Here is a 16,836-nt window from a genome sequence, read left to right as displayed (position 1 = left end):
TATCAACAGACTCGACAACATGAACGGCGGCACCAACAGTGCCGCAGCTTTGCCCATACCACGAAAAAGCTCCTCACATGACTGAATTAGCACCTAATTGCCCAGAACGGAGCTCAACCTTCGCTCTGACGGCACTAGCTTTGCTTCTTTGATTTAGCATTTGGTTTCGTACGGAATACAGCGTTTGCCCAGCTTCCCGTACACGCCACGCCGGGCGTCAATCTACCACATGGCGACCTTAACGCTCAGAGCGCGCTCTACTCCGGTTCCAGCAACCGACGGAAGTTGAAAATAATAATTTCATACGCGCCTCCTTCAACGCCAGAACGCTGTAGCCGACCAGTTTTGCATCAAATGAATACGCAGCATCGTCATCAGGGGATAGGTCGGACGCTAACCACTCCCCTTCGGATGATGCGGCTCGATCAGGGCAAATAAATCCTTACACAGGACGATCCTATCCATCTCGGCGGGAATAATACTTTGCGGCCTGCTTGCGCACTCCAAAGTACTCGGCAGGGGCAAAGGCAATTTGCTTCATCGGAGTGGTAGCGGGTGAAGCTCCGCCATTTTGCCAAGCTCAAGAAATCTTCATCAGAGTTCCCCTAGGAACCTGCCGTCCAATACTTGGGCACGTCATCGCATTTTTCAACCGACGATCAACGGGACTTACTATTTCCTCGCGGCGTCTAATCTTATTTGCAAAAAACTCTGATTGCGCGCATTAGCTCCAGCAAAAGCCGCGCTTGGGCGCGGAAATCCGCACGTTAGCTAGATGTCAGTATTCGACCAGTATAGCTCGCGACAAACGCATGCCGCAGAAGAGATCGCAGATCATCCTCCACTACATTGAACCATCGCACTATACCTTAGCCCCCGAGCAACGCCAGCAGATCAGCAACAAGCTGATCATGCGTCCGCAACCGGACGAAGACATTTCCTTGCACGGGATGACGAAGGAGCAGGGCCTGTATAAGGGCATGCAATTATGGAGCGGCTCCAATTCCACAACTACAAAATAGTATCAGTTTTCGTGCTCATACTTAGTAGCAGTTATCTTTTACACGATGAGATCCTTGCAGTATTACCTGCCGATTTCGCTACAGCCTCTTCGGCGTTGTTTAACTTACAAATACAATAAAGGAAAGCGTTATGGCCACTCGCCAAGCGTCCCGAGGGCTGCTGTTCGGCATGCCTATATGTCTTATCTGGGGTTACGTCGCCATTGCCCTATTTATGTCTGGGGATGGCATTGAACTCGCCTTCCTGTCTCGTTACATTGTCGATCTCGGCTTCTCCCCCACCCGAGCATCCTTTCTTTTTACTGTTTATGGTCTGCTCGCCGCTTTGTCCAGCTGGAGTTCCGGCGTGCTGGCCGAAACCTTCGGTCCGCGTCGAATCATGTTGATCGGCGTCGTGGCCTGGCTGATCTTCCATGCGCTATTTCTGACGCTCGGCCTGAGCGCACAGAACTACCCATTAATGGTGCTTTTTTATGGAATTCGTGGGCTTGCTTACCCCTTGTTCATCTACGCATTCCTGGTCTGGATTGCTCAAGTGACGCCCGGGGCCCGCCTTGCTTCAGCGATGGGTTGGTATTGGACCATGTATTCCATCGGTATCGGTTTTCTCGGGATGTATCTGCCGAGCCTGAGCATTTCGCGGATTGGCTTTATCGGTACACTTTGGATGGCAACATTGTGGGTCGCGCTGGCTGCGGTATTGATTGTGTTCGTAGTTGAGGATCAAGGCAAGGCACGGGAAGGCACGCCGGCAAGCTTCGCCGACCGTTTGCGCGACCTGAGCCGAGGGGTGACCATCCTCTTCGATCAACGCAGCATTTTGATTGCAGCCATTGTACGGGTCATCTGCAACCTGACCTTGTTTGGATTCCCTGTGATTATGCCGCTTTACCTCACTTCGGAAGCCGTAGGCTTCACCATGGAGCAATGGTTGTATCTGTGGGGGCTGATGTTCGTTGTCACCATTTTCACTAACGTGATGTGGGGATGGATCGGGGACCGAATCGGCTGGCTATGGCAGATGCGTTGGTTCGGCTGTGTTGGCTGCGCGCTGGCGACCCTGGCTTTCTATTACTTGCCTCTGATGTATGGCGCTCACTTCGGACTGGCCAGTACCGCCGCAATTGCACTGGGTATTTGCGTCTCAGCGTTCGTTCCCATTGGACCTGTATTTCTTGCCATTGCCCCGGAACAGCAAGGGGCGGCTATGTCCGCCCACAACCTCGCCGCTGGAATGTCGAACTTTATGGGGCCGGCCATTGCAACGCTAACGATTTCCTGGCTTGGAGTCCAAGGGGTGGTGTGGGTCTATGCTTTGCTGTATCTGGTGGGCGCGGTATTGACATGTTGTATTCGAATCGACCAGCCAAAGCTTCAGACGGACGAGGAGCCAGCCCGTCATTTTTCAACTCACGCCACTGCCAACGAAGTTATTTTAACGAGGAAATAGTGCCAAGCAGTTATAATCTTCAATAAACAGAGCTAAAAAGAAGAGAAGAGTTATATTGACCTAGCTGCAATTATGAAGACACTAGTAAATACTATATCTATGCGACGTGATGGCAAAAACTTATGCACCCAACAATCACGCCTTACGCGATTAAACCGGTTGCCATTTGTGCGGCAACAACTAATCGATCTCACACGCCAATTGAGAGGCAGGCGTGTGAGCCATAAGCATATGGATGATACTCACTCACGAAGGACTTCAATCAACTTGCCGCAAAACGTCGCAAAGTCGAAAGTTCGTCTGAATGCATCAGTATTTTCGAAAAACAGGTTTGATAGCATCTCGACGAGCGTGCTCGCTGGCTTTTCTGTTTTGAGCGCGCAGCTCGCCCGCCCCATCAGCTGTTTTCGAGCCATCCACGGTTTTGCTGGGCGTACAGTGTGGTCAACTGAGCCGTATTCTTCGTCAGGTAAGAAAGCTTCGGACAAGTTGATCAAGAACATTTGTCGTCCGTTCCACCCAACCCAACGAGCCATCGCAGCGACGCCCGGGCCGACGGTTTTATGTCGCCATCGCCAACAAATGTAGTCACTAAGGTGCGTTTCGTGTTCAGCTGGATATTCAACATTACTTCGTCAAGGATGAGCGAGCATTTCTGCCCACCTGTAGCTCCTACGGTGAGGTAAACAACCAAGGGGGCACTCTATTGACTGATCACGCACTCATAAATATCCATTGCTGATGGTGATTTACAGCAGCCTACTTCAAAAGGCCTCCGTCACCACCGCATCACGTCAAAGGTCGCGTCGCGAAGTCGAAAAAACCACTGATTTTAGGTGTCAATCTGCGGTCGGGTGTGAAGAGTAAATGCAAGGGCCGACTCGGCGGCGGGTAGTCGGGCGGCAACGCGATCAGTTCACTTTGCTGCTATGATTTGCGCATAAGCTCCACGGGTTGAAGCATTCTGCCCAATCCGGCCAGCGCACAGAAGTGGCTCGCCGCGATAAACCGGCTGCCCACCGGAACAGTAACCTTCCCTTCAGCTGCGTTAAACATCCAATGGGTACGCAGCTCAATATATGAAAACCCCGGGCACTCATGGGACTGAGGGTCCCACGGTATTTCAATCGCAGGCTTGCCTTTCGAGTAAGACGGCACGCCACACAGAATGAACCTTTAGGGCGTCGACGGCCTACGACCAGGCCGCTGTCCGAGAGCCACCCATCGGCCGCCCCCCCCTTCTTTGATCTATTGCCATGCCGACTGGACAGAACAATAACGACTGGAAGCAGGGGTTTTCACCACCTCGCCTGAACGCATGATCGCGCCCGCGTCAACATGGCGCCTACCAGCAGATTGATTTCGGAAAGCCGGAGGGGGATTGAGCGGGCCACGGCCCAAGGATCACCCTACTTTCACACGTCGTAAGCCTGAGGCAGGCTTTGTGAACGTCGACATGGCGCTTGCGGAGCCATGCTTTTTGATCATGCCACGAACGATTGGCGAGACGTCATTCAATTCAAAATTGATGTTTCAACGGCGATTTTCACAGGGAAGTACAGCGATTGGCTGGGCAGTCTGCAATGGATGAGCCATGCCATCAATGACGCGGCGCTGCATGTTTACAGGAAAGCCGAACCAGGCAACCTTCAAGAATCCGGAGAAATTCCCGTCGATCTGTTGGCGCTTCTGGACACTCCCTGAGTCAAGCCCGAGCCCTCTCCTAAAAGCAGCGCGGTCGCAAGAAAAGTCCGCGACAACACCTTGTACGCCAAGAGTGCGACGCTCTATTGCCCAGCTGAATGCTCCTTTTTATCAACCGGGATTTTTTTGAGCCACTGTAGTGGCCAATCCATCCCGGACACAGTTTTGAGTTTTTCTTCAGCTTTCGCCGGAGCCAGTCCATCGTTGAAATGATGAAGTCGGATCCAGTTTTAGTGGCTCATCAGGTATTGGCCAATGTCTCGTTGAGCTTGCTGCCCGGTCAGGTAGCCCGTGGTCGGTATCCACACTGATTTCAAGCTGCGAAATACGCGCTCCATCGGTGCATTTTCCCAGCAGTTGCCTCGGCGGCTCATGCCCTGGCGAATGCGGTAGCGCCACAGTCTCTGGCGGAACTGGCGGCTGCCATATTGCGATCCCTGATCGGAGTGGAACATTAGCCCCTGAGGCTTTCCACGTTGTTCGTAAGCGACATCCAGCGCTTTGACCACCAGGCCTCCATCCGGCTTTTCTGATAAGGCCCAGTCAACCACTCTGCGTGCATAGAGATCCAAGACAACTGCCAGATAGTGCCATTTGCCCTGTGCCCAGACGTAAGTGATGTCTCCACACCAGACCTGATTTGGCGCTTCGACATCAATCGCTCGGTTCAAGGTATTCGGAATATCTGGCCGCTCCGCTGTGGCCATTTTGTATGCATGTGATCCTGGCTGCTTGCTGATCAACGCCAGCTCACGCATCAGGCTGCGTACCTTGAACCGCCCGATTTGCTTACCCTCTTCTTGCATCATTGCCATGATGGTACGGCTGCCGGACGCACTTCGACTTCTCGTGAACAACTCATTCACTCGACTGGGCAACCGCAGTCGCTCAACGTCCGGAGTTCGCCTTAATTAACGGGCTCATGATCGCTGAGCTGGCGGATCAGCGCGTACGCTCGAGATCTTCCGACATCAAGAGCGCGGTAGCCTTTTTTAGTATCGATTTCTCGCGTTCAAGGCGCGTGATCCAGGCTTCCAACTCTTAAATTTTTTGCTGCTCTGGCGTCAACGCTTTGCTGGCCGGCGTAACGCCGCCGCGCTCCTGCTGAAGCTAATTACCCCATCGGCGCAGTGCCGACTCGACCAAACCGAGCGAACGGGCCGCCTCGGCATGGCTGTAACCTTGATCGAGCACCAAGCAGGCAGCTTCGCGCTTGAACTCAGGGGTAAAGGTACGGTGCTGCTTGGTCATCGGAAACCTCTCTGTGGCGAGCATTCTTGCCTAAATGGGTGTCCGGGGTTAGTAGACCGCTACAACCAGCCTCGTCAAAATTATCGCTCTCCTGAGCATTTAAGCCAGCATGACCTACTTGTCACATGTCGTTAGCCGAGAAGTGGCTTGTGTTCACGCGAAGCTCAACATATCGTCAAACGCTGATAGCCATCGCGAAGCGCGTCGATGGTCAGAATCCGCCGCTTTGCGAGAGCCTGGAGTCTCGCGTTTCAAAAAGGGGGCTAGCCCGAAGTTGCTGACTGATACCTTAGGAAATATAGCGGTAGTAATCTCACAAATCTTTCACATCGAAGCGAATATCGTTATCTGAGTTCCGAGCCCCCCCCCCTTTAAGACCGCTCCTCCCATCGCGGGCATTTCTTTGTCTGAAATTCGCCAAAGGCGCTTGTGGCCAGGTGATCTAAGCTTCATCAATGAATAGGTCAGGCTCCCCTGAATACTCACCGCACGGCATCCCTTTGTAATGGTCAAGCCGAACTCTAGACTGGCGGTCCTAGCTTGTTGGGTGTCACTAGATAATAATCGCTATACTTAACAATGCCTTAACATTGGATGGCTGTAATGCAATCTCCTTTGGAAGCATCCCTTTTGCCCGTTCCCGCGGGCTTTTTTTTGAGCTCTATTAGTAAATGCACGAGCAAACCGTCTTGCAGGATTAAGCCGGAAGCCACCTTTGCGGCGGCAGCGCTGCAATCTCACCTGTCCGCTGCGTAGGCGGGCGTGTCGGTACATCCTTCAGGTAGGCATCGGGATCATGCCCACTGCTCCGCACCGATTGAATCAAACTTATGATCGCATCGCCGCGTTTGCCGCTGCGTAGCGACCCTGCAAAGAGCCAGGCCTTACGCCCCGGCGCCCAAGGCAGTACCTGGTTCTTACACCAATTATTATCAATGGGCACGGCCCGGTCATCGCGGTAGCGCCATAGCGCCATCCAGCGTTTCAAGCTGTTATCCAAGGCTTTGCCATTGGTCGAACCGTTGTGAACGGTATCGCGCAGGGCAACCATCAAGGCACACAACACACCCATCACCGGAACTGCCTTTTCTTGCAGTATTCGGCGGCATATGTCCGACTCCAGACCCTTGATTTCCTCCTCGCTCTATTACAGCGGCTGCATGTAACGCAACTTGCAGCGACTCCAGTTCCGCCTCAATGGCAGCGAAATCGGTATCGATCAGATCGTCTGAGTCAACCAACCTGTTCCGGGCTCATTTGCTCCTTACGTTTGGCGAACTTGGAGTGCTTGAGCTGGGCGATCTCGTGGCTGAATTTTTCGATCACCGTTTTGTCGTGATCGCTCTTCTTGTCCATGACCTGGGAGGTCTTGCCCATCGTTTCGAACTGCTCGTCGAGCCCCGAGACGCGTTGCAGCAAATGCTCCGCAAATGCACGCAATTGTTCGGGGTTCAGTTGGTAGAGGTAGGGGATCAAAGTTATGCAGCCGATCTTGCCAGATCAGCGTAAACACAACGATAGCCTGATCAGACAATTACGCAACCGGACAGGGCATGGTTCAGCTTAGAGGATGGAAATTGCGTTTCCGAGGCCAACTCTCTGCCTTGGCAGACCCAGTATCAAAGCGTGCAGCTGTCAGGTGCTCAGCTCCATTTGTGAACCGTGAGGCATACCAGACCAAGCGAGTTTGCCCAGGTGGAGCCGCCGTGCCGCCAACCCGATGCCCAATCCGTTGCGCACCAGGTCTTTCATGCGGTTAGCGCGGCAATTGGCGAACAGATAAGCATAGTGCGGTTGCGCCGCACCGAACACTGAAATCACTCGGGCACTGACGGCGCCGGTGCCTGCATGCATGTCCATCGGCTCGGTGGTGAGCCAGGTGATACCGATGCGAATCATCGCAACAGCTCTCGAAGAAAATTCGTGCAGGTGGCAGCTTTTTCCACTGGCCAATTCATCTTTATGGGAGTGCGCGGTGCAGGATTGGAAAACTGATACCGGACGGCTGAGCACGCGTTCCAGCATCAAGCATCTGAGGATGCAGCGGGATGAACGTAGGCTGAAGAGCCAAGGCTTTTTGATTCTACAACCGAATCCATTTGTGGACGACGTTGGCATTGAGGCTGTAGCTCAAGACGATGTTTGCGGTGGAGGCCTGGATTCGGAGCACTTCCAATGACCTGGGCTTTGAAAGATTTGCTGTAGGTACGGCGTTGAGGGCGCATAAAAAATTCGCTTGATGGATCAAATATAATGTCCACTTAAGTGGACACCAAGGCTTTCGGCGGTTGTGTCAGGAAGATGTTTTGGTCGGACGGATACCTCTATTTACCGTTCTCATCCCAATAGATCGTGGGGGCTCCGCTTTGACTGCGCTAGTCATGTCCAGGCAGTGACAGCGGGCTGATAAGACAGTACTCGATTGCAGGATAAACCTTCTCCATTCATTCCCAGTAACATATCCCGCAAGCCCCATATCGTCCGCTACACCATGTCTTTGCTTTTTGCGGCTGGGTAGAGGACTTGGTCGGACGGCTACGTATTTCCTGCTGAAACAGAATCATAGTTGCGCGAGGGTTTACTCGATCTCGTGCCCCCCCATAAAATGACCGATCCGTGATATCCGCCCATTGCTGCGGGGCCGCTCATTCTGCGCGCTATCATCGCGCTCCGAGTACCAGTTGCCGACTCTGTCTCGCACCCTGGATGGACCCTCAGAGAAAGTGTCCATCGACGCCCTCCAGAGCAGCGTGAGTACGATCGACGATGGACTCGACATGGCGTATGGCAGCCAGCAAGCGCTATCGAGCCGCATCGACGCTGTGTAAAGCAGGACAACGCAGGCCCAAGAAGCTGCAACTTACGTCATTCGTTCATTCGAAACTGCTGGCGATCTCTTGGTAGTGGAAGCCAACCTTGAGTCGCTTGACGGCAAACTGCAGAAAATGAGCATACCTCAGGCTCAAGCGATCCCAACCGCCCTCAAAGCCCCTCCCTATAAATCGAAACTCGCACCGATAAAAGCCCCGCCCATCCTGCAAGACCCTCAGCCTTCAGCTGGTCGGTCTCGAACACCGAGGCGCAGGCCCCTTCCTGTCTATTACCCCCACCGGAAGCACGCGATTGATTCATATCTACCTGACTCGGCCAGGCGAGGTGATCAGTGACAGCACCTGACGCCTCAAGGTAGTAGATGAGCGAAGAGAAAACCTTCGACGCCGGCGGGACAACCAGAACCCAGTGCATCCGGCCATGAGTACAGCGTCATGAAGCTACCGATCGTTCGAACCATCATCTACATCAAGCATTTACTGCAGTGGGCATTGGGCCCACACGATACGTATCGCACCATGGGTGGCGACCGCTAGTGTTCAACAGTTCACTACCAAAAGCACGCTGTCCCCGGACAACCTTCATGATCAATCAGCGCCGGAGTGGGGCATGGCTGAGGCATCAATTTAATAGAGTGCCGATGTCCGGAATGTGGGGTCAAGTCCACTTCGATGATCCGATAGAACCCCGGCATCGCCTCCAATCGGTCAAATTCCACTGTACGAATTTCCGTAAGAATAAAACGGGCCGGCGGGGTTTATCCAGTGGCGGTTTTTTCCTAAAGTGCGCCACAGCACACGCAGAGTCGCCCACGGGAGCTCGTACCAGAGTGGCCACGAATGGACTGTAGGGCATTAGCTTAAGTGCCGGCAGGCAAAACGCAGATAGCTAATCGCGGGATTTTTTTAAGCCAAAGTGGCGCCGATTGGTCAGCGAGTTTTGTCAGAAATTTGCTATAGGTATAACCGAACAGACGCCTACTATTACCCACCTCGCCGCCTGGCGAGGCGCCATTATCCAGGAGACCCTAACCCTCTTACCTTACCTGTACACCTGAATAAACCGAACTTCGCTGCGAACTGAATTCAATTTAGCGCCTCACTGTGCGCGTCATTTGAGAAGACCGATGAATACAATTCCTAAGTTGGCTGCTGTGCTTATTTGCACATTCCCTATCTTCGCCCACGCTTCCGATGGCGCCGAAGCCTTGGAACGCTTTCACGAAAGAACCCGGGCGATGTTCGCCAGGCAACTTGAAGACACCCAGCAACAACCAGCTCAACAACAAGATGTTAGTAAACAGGAAGTCAGCAAACAGGAAGTCAGCAAACAGGAAAAGGAAAAGAAACAGGCCCCCGGCATAAATCCATTCAACGACAGACTTCCCAGCCACTAACACTATTATTCCATACACTATGAGTTAGGATGATCCTGTGCGCGTCAATTCAGCCAGCATTCCCGTAATCATCACCACCGCGCTGTTGCTCAGTGCTTGCAACCAAAAACCCAACCCGCCCACCACCAACAGTGCCCCAGTCGTCGAGGCCAAACACGTCAGCCTGCAGAAGGTCATGACCTGGGACAGCTTCAATGGTCGGGTTAGCGCCGTGGAAACCGTGGCCATCCTGCCACGGGTGGATGGTTATATAACTCAAGTGGGCTACCGCGAGGGTAGCGAGGTGAAAAAGGGCGACCTGCTATTCGTGATCGACCAGCGTCCCTACCGCTCCGCGCTGGACAGCGCCCGAGCCCAACTAGAACGGGCCCGCGCCGCGCTGGCCTTCGCCGACCAGCAGGACGGACGGGCCCAACAACTGCTCAAGAGCAATGCGGTATCCCGAGAAGAAGCTGAGCAGAAGCATACCGCCCACGAGCTAGGTCTGGCGGAGGTGCACGCCGCCGAGGCGGCGGTGGCCAATGCCACGCTGAACCTGCAGTTCACCGAGGTGCGCGCTCCCATCGATGGCCGCACCAGCCGAGCCCAGTTGACCCTTGGCAACTTGGCCGTAGCAAATCAGTCGGTACTGACATCATTGGTGTCGCAAAATCCGGTACATGTCGATTTCGACCCTGACGAACACAGTTACCTCAACTATCAGCAGGCGCTGAAAAACTCTGGAAAGGCCTCAGTGAGGATTGGCCTGGCCAACAGCGAAGACTTCCCGTACCAAGGCGAGCTGAGCTTTATCGACAACCAGGTCAATGCGAGCACTGGTACGGTACATGCCCGCGCGACAGTAAACAATGCCGATCGCCTACTAATTCCGGGCCTGTACGCCAGGGTGCAACTGTCCGTTGGTGAGCCTGCAGTGGCCATGCTAATCCCCGACCGTGCGATCCTGACCGACCAGGACAAGCATTATGTTTACGTCTTAGGCAGGGACAACACGGCGGAAAAACGTTATGTCAAAACCGGAAATCTGATCGACCGGCAACGCGTCATCACAGCTGACCTAGAACCCGACGACAGCGTAATCGTCTCCGGCCTGCAGAACATCCATGCCAGCGGCACGACCGTCATACCCCATGTCATGCCAGCAGACAAAAGCGAACTCAACATTCCCAGCTTCGCGCCAAGCGCTAAGTAACAGTCAAGGGTTCCAGCCATGGACTTTTCCAAGTTTTTCATCGACAGGCCGATCTTCGCGATAGTCCTGTCGATCATCATTTTTGCCGCGGGCTTGGTGGCAATTCCGCTGTTGCCGGTGGGTGAATACCCCGAAGTGGTGCCCGCCACCGTGGTAGTGAAGGCCACCTACCCTGGTGCCAATCCCAAGGAAATTGCCGACTCGGTCGCCGTGCCCCTCGAAGAGGCGATCACCGGCGTAGAAGACATGATCTACATGAAGTCCGTCTCCAGCTCCAACGGCACCCTGCAGGTGGTCGCCACCTTCAATGCCAAGGTCGATCCGGATACCGCCGCGGTGCGGGTGCAGAACCGCGTCAGCCAGGCACTGTCGCGCCTGCCCGAGTCAGTGCGCCAGTATGGTGTCACTACCCAAAAACAGTCGCCGACGCCACTGATGTACATCGACTTGTTCTCGAACAGCGACAAGTATGATGAATTATACCTACGCAACTACCTGCGCCTAAATGTCAGGGACGAACTGTCGCGCATCCCCGGCATCGGCGATGTGATGCTCTTTGGTGGCGGCGACTATGCAATGCGCATCTGGCTGGATCCGAACAAACTGGCCGCGCGCGACCTCACTGCGCAGGACGCAATTAACGCGGTCCGCCAGCAGAATGTGCAGGTTTCTGCCGGTCAGCTGGGCGCTGAACCATCGCCGCAGGATAACGAATTCCTGATTTCCATCAACGTCCAGGGACGCCTCAAGACCGAGAAGGAATTCGGCGACGTCATAATCAAGACCGGCAGCGACGGCCAGGTTACCCGGCTCTCGGATGTGGCACGAGTGCAGCTGGATTCGGGCGATTACACGATGCGCGTGTTCCGCGGCAAGGAACAGGAAGTAGCGGTAGGCATCTTCCTCACCCCAGGTGCCAATGCCCTCGAAGTGGCCAGTGCGGTGTACACCAAACTCGATAGCCTGTCCAAGGACTTTCCCGAAGGTGTGCAGTACAAGAGCGTCTGGGACCCCACGGTGTTTGTGCGCGAGTCGATCAACTCCGTGCAGCATACCCTGCTCGAAGCAATGATGCTGATCGTGCTGGTGGTGGTACTGTTCCTGCAGACCTGGCGGGCATCGATAATCCCACTAATTGCGGTACCGGTGTCGATCGTAGGTACATTCGCGTTCCTTTATCTGCTGGGATATTCGATCAACACGCTGACGCTGTTCGGGTTGGTGCTGGCGGTCGGCATCGTAGTTGACGATGCCATCGTGGTAGTAGAGAACGTCGAACGTAACATTGAATTGGGCTTCAAGCCACTAAAGGCGGCCCACCAGGCTATGCGCGAAGTTTCGGGACCGATCCTAGCCATCGGGCTGGTGTTGTGTGCGGTGTTCGTTCCGATGGCGTTCATGAGCGGTGTCACCGGTCAGTTTTACAAGCAGTTCGCCGTGACCATCGCAATTTCGACGGTGATCTCTACGATCAATTCGTTGACCTTGTCGCCGGCACTCGCAGCCAAGCTGCTACGTGGCCATGACGTACCACCGGACCGCCTGACGCGCTGGATGAACGTTGCCCTGGGCTGGCTGCTGCACCCGTTCAACCGTTTCTTCAACCGCAGTTCGCACCGCTATGAGGGCTGCATTGCTCGAATCCTGCCACGGCGCGGACTGGTGTTCGCGATCTATGCTGTATTGCTGCTCGCAACCGGTGCGCTGTTCAACGCAATCCCCAGCGGCTTCATCCCGAACCAGGACAAGCTTTACCTATTCGCTGGCGCCACGCTCCCTCCAGGGGCTTCGCTGGCCCGCTCTGAAGCGGTCGCCCGTGAAATGGCGGAAATAGCCTCGACCGTCGACGGGGTAGACTTTACCAAATCCAGCGTTGGCATGAATGCGATACAAAGCACCACAACGCCCAACCTAGTGTCTTCCTATATATTGCTCAAGCCGTTCTCGGAGCGTAAGCGTACTGCGGAGGACATCAATGCCGAACTCAACCGAAAGTTCGCTCAGATCAAGGACGGCAGTGCCTATGCACTGTTGCCGCCACCGATCGAGGGCCTCGGCAACGGCTCGGGCTATTCGTTGTTTCTGATAGACCGCGGCGGACTTGGTTATGCGGCCCTACAGAAAGCACTGGAGGCATTCCAAGCAGAGGTGAGCAGGACGCCGGGAATGACCTTTCCAGTTAGTTCCTATCAGTCGAACATTCCGCAACTTGAAGTAAAGCTGGACCGCACCAAGGCGCAGGCTCAGGGGGTGGAGTTGACCGCAATCTTCGAGACCCTGCAAACCTATCTGGGCTCGGTCTACGTCAACGACTTCAACATACTCGGTCGCGTGTATCGGGTAGTGGCACAAGCTGACAGCCGCTTCCGCCAGACCCCAGCCGACATCGGTAACTTGCGGGTGCGCAATGTGCACGGGGAGATGGTACCGATCAGCGCCGTTGTCGATATCGTACCAACATTTGGCCCCGATCCAGTGATGCGTTACAACGGCTTTCCCGCAGCGGACCTGATCGGTGACGCCGACCCCCACGTATTGTCCTCCGGTGAAGTCATCGAGAAGCTGCAGGAGATCGCCGCGCTTACGCTGCCCAAAGGCATTGAACTGGAGTGGACCGACCTGAGCTACCAGCAGGTGAACCAGCGCAACACAGCAGTGATCGTTTTCCCAATTGCGGTGCTGCTGGCCTTCTTGGTATTGGCTGCTCTCTATGAGAGCTGGACGTTACCGCTCGCGGTGATCCTGATCGTACCGGTCTGTATGTTCGCGGCTCTCAGCGGCGTCTGGCTGGTGGGCGGTGACAACAACGTCTTCGTACAGGTGGGTCTGTTGGTGCTAATGGGCTTAGCCTGCAAGAACGCCATCCTGATCGTCGAGTTCGCCCGCGAACTGGAGATGCAGGGTCAGAACACCGTTGCCGCAGCGCTGCAGGCCTGTAACCTGCGCCTGCGACCGATCGTAATGACCTCGGTGGCCTTCATCGCCGGCGCCGTCCCCCTGCTGGTCAGCAGCGGTGCCGGCAGCGAGGTACGCCATGTCACCGGTGTCACGGTGTTCTGCGGCATGCTCGGGGTGACACTATTCGGCCTGTTCCTGACGCCGGTATTCTACGTGGTGCTGCGCAAGCTTGGCGCCACCCTGCCCGACCATCCTTCCAACCTGACGCCATATCCCGAGGAGGAACCGAGCCATGGCTAAGAAGCATAGCGTCCTGCCGCTGCTGCTGGTCCTGCTGCAGAGCTGCACGGTGGGACCCAACTTTCACCGGCCCAAGCTTCCGGAGCTACCCAATGCCTTTGCCCACGAGGACAATTCGACTAAAGTGCAGGCACCGACCACCGCAGCCGACGATGCATTCTGGCAGCGCTTTGCCGACCCGCAGCTCTCGGGGTTGGTAAAGGCCGCACTAGCGGCCAACCCCGACCTGCGCACGGCCCTGGCCCACTACGATGCGGCCAATGCGTTGCTGCGCGAGGTCCGATTCGACGAGATTCCCACGGTCACCATGACGGCCCAGGCCGGTCATCAGCGAGTCAGCAAAGACGAGGCCAATGACGCGGCCCGCAGCCATGATCTCTATGGCAACAAAAGTTCGCTAACCTGGGAACTGGACCTGCTAGGGCGGGTACGCCGCTCGGTGGAATCACAACGCTCCGAGGTCGCGGCCCGGGCCAACGAACTGCAAGCCATGCAGGTCACTGTGGTCAGCGACGTGGCCAACAGCTATATCGACCTACGGGCCGCGCAGAAAATGCTCAGACTCTCTAGGGCCAATGCCGACAGCCAGCGGCAGACGCTGGCTATCGTGCAGGGCCGGCTGGATGCCGGGCGCAGCTCGACCTACGACCTGTCCCGGACCCAGGCACAACTGGAGACCACGCTGTCGCGCATCCCGCAGTTGCAGGCGCGGATTGCGGTGGATCGCCACCGCCTGGCGGTACTTGCCGGGCTGACACCGACAGCGCCGGATGCGCAGTTGCAGCAAGACAGCGACATGCCAGCGATCCCGGAGGATATCGAGCCCGGCACCCCTGCTGAGATCATCCGGCGCCGACCGGATGTCGCCGCCGCCGAGCACCGGTTGCACGCCGCCACCGCGCGGGTCGGCGTGGCCACCGCCGACCTTTTCCCCCGCGTCAGCCTTGGGGCGGCCCTAGGCACTTACGCGTTCCACGGTGGTGGCCTATATGCCGCTGGCAGCGAATCGAACCTAGCGTTGCTGGGCATCGACTGGTCGTTCCTCGATGTCGGCCGGGTCAGGAGCCGTATCGCCGCCGCCGATGCAGAGGCCGCCGCCCAACTGGCCAGCTACCAGAAGACCGTGCTGGGGGCGCTGGAGGATGTCGACAATGCCCAGGCGCGGTTTGCCAGAAACAAGGAGGAAAATGCCCGGCGCCTAAGCGCGGCGAACGATTGGAAAACCGCCGCGACTCTCTCCAACGCCCGCTACCAAGCCGGTGCCATCGAGTTGTTCGAGTTGCTGGATGTACAGCGTTCGATGTACGACGCCCAGCTCTCGCAAGCCGATAGCCAGGCTCGCAGCACTTCCAGCGCCGTGGACCTGTTCGTCGCCCTAGCCGGCGGCTGGCCGCAGTACCTGCCAAGCCAGCACTGACCCACCGGCTCTGCGTGCGATACCCAACTACCGAACGCAGCAGCTGCCGTTATAGCCCACTGGCCACTTTCCTCGAACCAGGATCGTGGCCTTATGAGCACCCTGCCAGCCCCCTTGGGCCCCCTTCAGCACTAAGCAAATACAGGCCGGATTCCTGTTCGCCGCGCCCCACCCATCGTGTAGGTGTCACAGGAACTGGTACTGCGGCGCGCGACATCCAAGCAGCCGCATTGCTGCTCAAGGGCCAGAACACGCCCACTAAAAGCCTCTGGCCGAGAAAACCGGATACGCTGCAAGGCTAACGCTAGACCCACCTGTCCGATCTTCAGTTGCATCGTTTTCCCGAAGCTCGCAACTCATCCTGCTCAAGGCTGATCAGACGCGTGCAGGGAACGTTGCGGGACACACCCCTGCCAGCGGTGGACCTCAGCGCCCTGGCCACGACGATCAATCACTACGGCGACGCCATACTCAAAGTGTTTAAATCAAAGCTGGTGGCGTTCTGGGACGAGCCGGTGCCCGAATCTGCCCGCAATGTCCCAGGATCGGATACCTGGCTGCCTGACTGGGACAGGCATTCGTCAGCAGTGTCAAGCCGCTGCGCGGCTCTCTCCAACCTGCAGTTCGCTGTCATGTACGGCAACTGCGGCTATCCCAACACCCAGGCCTTCAGGCCAGTTAACTATCGCCCAAGGCACTGGTCAGAGAGAATCAGGTGATGCGCAATAGCCTGCTCGGCCTGCACCTAACTCGTGCCAGAATTCAACACAAAAGCAGTCAGTCAAACCATTGAAACCGGACAATCAGTCGGGTACCCACGCCGTCGTGCACAAGTACCTTCATCCGATTGGCGCGGCGATTGGCGAACAGATAAACGCAGTGTGGCTTCGCAGCCCCGAATACGGCGACCACGCGGGCAAGGGCTGTGTCCGTACCGGCGCGCATGTCCATGGGTTCGGTGGCGAGCCAGATGGCGTCGATGCGGATCATCGGGAGAGGCTGCTGATGAAGCGGGCGCAGCCGTCCGGGTCGGAGGTCGGCCAGTTCACAGTGAATGTTCGCTGCCCGGAGGAAATATCGATGCGGGCTACATCCTGCCGAGCAGGCGTCGCCGCAGCGGTCTCAAGTTTCAACGATACAAATGCAGGCAAGGCGCAAGCCTGCTGGTCACGATAGATAGGTATCCACTTGCGAACCAGATTAGAGTTGATGCCGTGCCGCAGTGCCACGCTGGCAATGGATACATCGGGGCCCAGGCATTCCTGGACAAATTGGGCCTTGAAGGGTCTGGGATAAGGGGTGCGCTGACGCGTGGTGTTCCTTGAATTAAGGGCGATGGTGTCCACGTATTTTGAACTGACCCCACAAAGCTGG

Annotated in this window: 13 protein-coding genes and 4 pseudogenes; 9 read left to right on the top strand and 8 right to left on the bottom strand. The window is 56.0% G+C overall.

Annotated features, from left to right (window positions below):
• Positions 1 to 277 precede the first annotated feature (277 nt).
• Positions 278 to 541: pseudogene (locus HX823_RS32010) on the bottom strand (IS5/IS1182 family transposase); the annotation flags it as partial.
• A gap of 205 nt (positions 542 to 746) precedes the next feature.
• On the opposite strand from HX823_RS32010, the pseudogene HX823_RS16265 reads away from it, so the two are divergent.
• Positions 747 to 998, top strand: a pseudogene (locus HX823_RS16265) (glucose-6-phosphate dehydrogenase); the annotation flags it as partial.
• A 154-nt stretch (positions 999 to 1,152) separates the two neighbouring features.
• A complete protein-coding gene (locus HX823_RS16260) occupies positions 1,153 to 2,472 on the top strand; it encodes an MFS transporter (protein WP_016978924.1) in 1,320 nt (439 codons plus the stop codon).
• 242 nt (positions 2,473 to 2,714) lie between these two features.
• On the opposite strand, the gene HX823_RS16255 is transcribed toward HX823_RS16260, so the two are convergent.
• Positions 2,715 to 2,975, bottom strand: coding sequence for a hypothetical protein (locus HX823_RS16255; RefSeq protein ID WP_038847194.1), 261 nt, complete (start codon positions 2,973 to 2,975; stop codon positions 2,715 to 2,717).
• A gap of 970 nt (positions 2,976 to 3,945) precedes the next feature.
• Between HX823_RS16255 and HX823_RS16250 the strand changes: the two genes are divergently transcribed.
• Positions 3,946 to 4,176: a hypothetical protein gene (locus HX823_RS16250; RefSeq protein ID WP_025999951.1), complete on the top strand. Its 231-nt coding sequence runs from the start codon at positions 3,946 to 3,948 to the stop codon at positions 4,174 to 4,176.
• Positions 4,177 to 4,322: 146 nt separating this feature from the next.
• On the opposite strand, the pseudogene HX823_RS16245 reads toward HX823_RS16250, so the two are convergent.
• The 4 genes and pseudogenes from HX823_RS16245 to tnpB (HX823_RS16235) all read right to left on the bottom strand — a co-directional run.
• A pseudogene (locus HX823_RS16245) lies at positions 4,323 to 5,427 on the bottom strand (IS3 family transposase); the annotation flags it as partial.
• Between the two features lie 697 nt (positions 5,428 to 6,124).
• Positions 6,125 to 6,568: pseudogene (locus HX823_RS32005) on the bottom strand (transposase); the annotation flags it as partial.
• A 92-nt stretch (positions 6,569 to 6,660) separates the two neighbouring features.
• On the bottom strand, positions 6,661 to 6,903 hold the full coding sequence (locus tag HX823_RS32000; RefSeq protein WP_016978928.1) for a hypothetical protein: 243 nt from the start codon (positions 6,901 to 6,903) through the stop codon (positions 6,661 to 6,663).
• A gap of 159 nt (positions 6,904 to 7,062) precedes the next feature.
• Complete coding sequence (gene tnpB, locus HX823_RS16235; RefSeq protein ID WP_016978929.1) at positions 7,063 to 7,326, bottom strand: IS66 family insertion sequence element accessory protein TnpB; 264 nt, start codon at positions 7,324 to 7,326, stop codon at positions 7,063 to 7,065.
• On the opposite strand from tnpB (HX823_RS16235), the gene HX823_RS16230 reads away from it, so the two are divergent.
• The 6 genes from HX823_RS16230 to HX823_RS16205 all read left to right on the top strand — a co-directional run bounded on the left by HX823_RS16230 (position 7,316) and on the right by HX823_RS16205 (position 15,462).
• Positions 7,316 to 7,606: a hypothetical protein gene (locus HX823_RS16230; protein WP_235165458.1), complete on the top strand. Its 291-nt coding sequence runs from the start codon at positions 7,316 to 7,318 to the stop codon at positions 7,604 to 7,606. The two genes, tnpB (HX823_RS16235) and HX823_RS16230, sit on opposite strands and share 11 nt — an antisense overlap.
• Positions 7,607 to 8,108: 502 nt before the next feature.
• Positions 8,109 to 8,255 carry a hypothetical protein gene (locus HX823_RS16225; RefSeq protein WP_157741979.1) on the top strand — a complete coding sequence of 49 codons (147 nt, stop codon included), beginning with the start codon at positions 8,109 to 8,111 and terminating at the stop codon, positions 8,253 to 8,255.
• Positions 8,256 to 9,385: 1,130 nt separating this feature from the next.
• The gene (locus HX823_RS16220; RefSeq protein WP_016978933.1) at positions 9,386 to 9,655 is read left to right on the top strand and encodes a hypothetical protein; all 270 of its coding nucleotides are present in this window, start codon (positions 9,386 to 9,388) and stop codon (positions 9,653 to 9,655) included.
• A 37-nt stretch (positions 9,656 to 9,692) separates the two neighbouring features.
• A complete protein-coding gene (locus HX823_RS16215; RefSeq protein WP_016978934.1) occupies positions 9,693 to 10,847 on the top strand; it encodes an efflux RND transporter periplasmic adaptor subunit in 1,155 nt (384 codons plus the stop codon).
• An 18-nt stretch (positions 10,848 to 10,865) separates the two neighbouring features.
• Positions 10,866 to 14,045: an efflux RND transporter permease subunit gene (locus HX823_RS16210; protein WP_016978935.1), complete on the top strand. Its 3,180-nt coding sequence runs from the start codon at positions 10,866 to 10,868 to the stop codon at positions 14,043 to 14,045.
• A complete protein-coding gene (locus tag HX823_RS16205) occupies positions 14,038 to 15,462 on the top strand; it encodes an efflux transporter outer membrane subunit (protein ID WP_016978936.1) in 1,425 nt (474 codons plus the stop codon). The genes HX823_RS16210 and HX823_RS16205 overlap by 8 nt, the downstream gene beginning before the upstream one ends.
• A 777-nt stretch (positions 15,463 to 16,239) precedes the next feature.
• On the opposite strand, the gene tnpB (HX823_RS16200) is transcribed toward HX823_RS16205, so the two are convergent.
• Both tnpB (HX823_RS16200) and HX823_RS16195 read right to left on the bottom strand, forming a co-directional pair.
• Positions 16,240 to 16,452, bottom strand: coding sequence for an IS66 family insertion sequence element accessory protein TnpB (gene tnpB / locus HX823_RS16200; protein ID WP_016978937.1), 213 nt, complete (start codon positions 16,450 to 16,452; stop codon positions 16,240 to 16,242).
• Entirely contained in the window at positions 16,449 to 16,808 is a 360-nt protein-coding gene (locus HX823_RS16195; protein WP_157787154.1) for a transposase, read from the bottom strand. Before HX823_RS16195 ends, tnpB (HX823_RS16200) begins: the two co-directional genes overlap by 4 nt.
• Positions 16,809 to 16,836 lie beyond the last annotated feature (28 nt).

The sequence above is a fragment of the Pseudomonas sp. P7759 genome, from assembly GCF_013386445.1.
Lineage (GTDB): Bacteria > Pseudomonadota > Gammaproteobacteria > Pseudomonadales > Pseudomonadaceae > Aquipseudomonas > Aquipseudomonas azotoformans_A.
The sequence above is the reverse complement of the archived record's forward strand: the minus strand, read 5'-3'. Positions and strand labels throughout refer to the sequence as shown.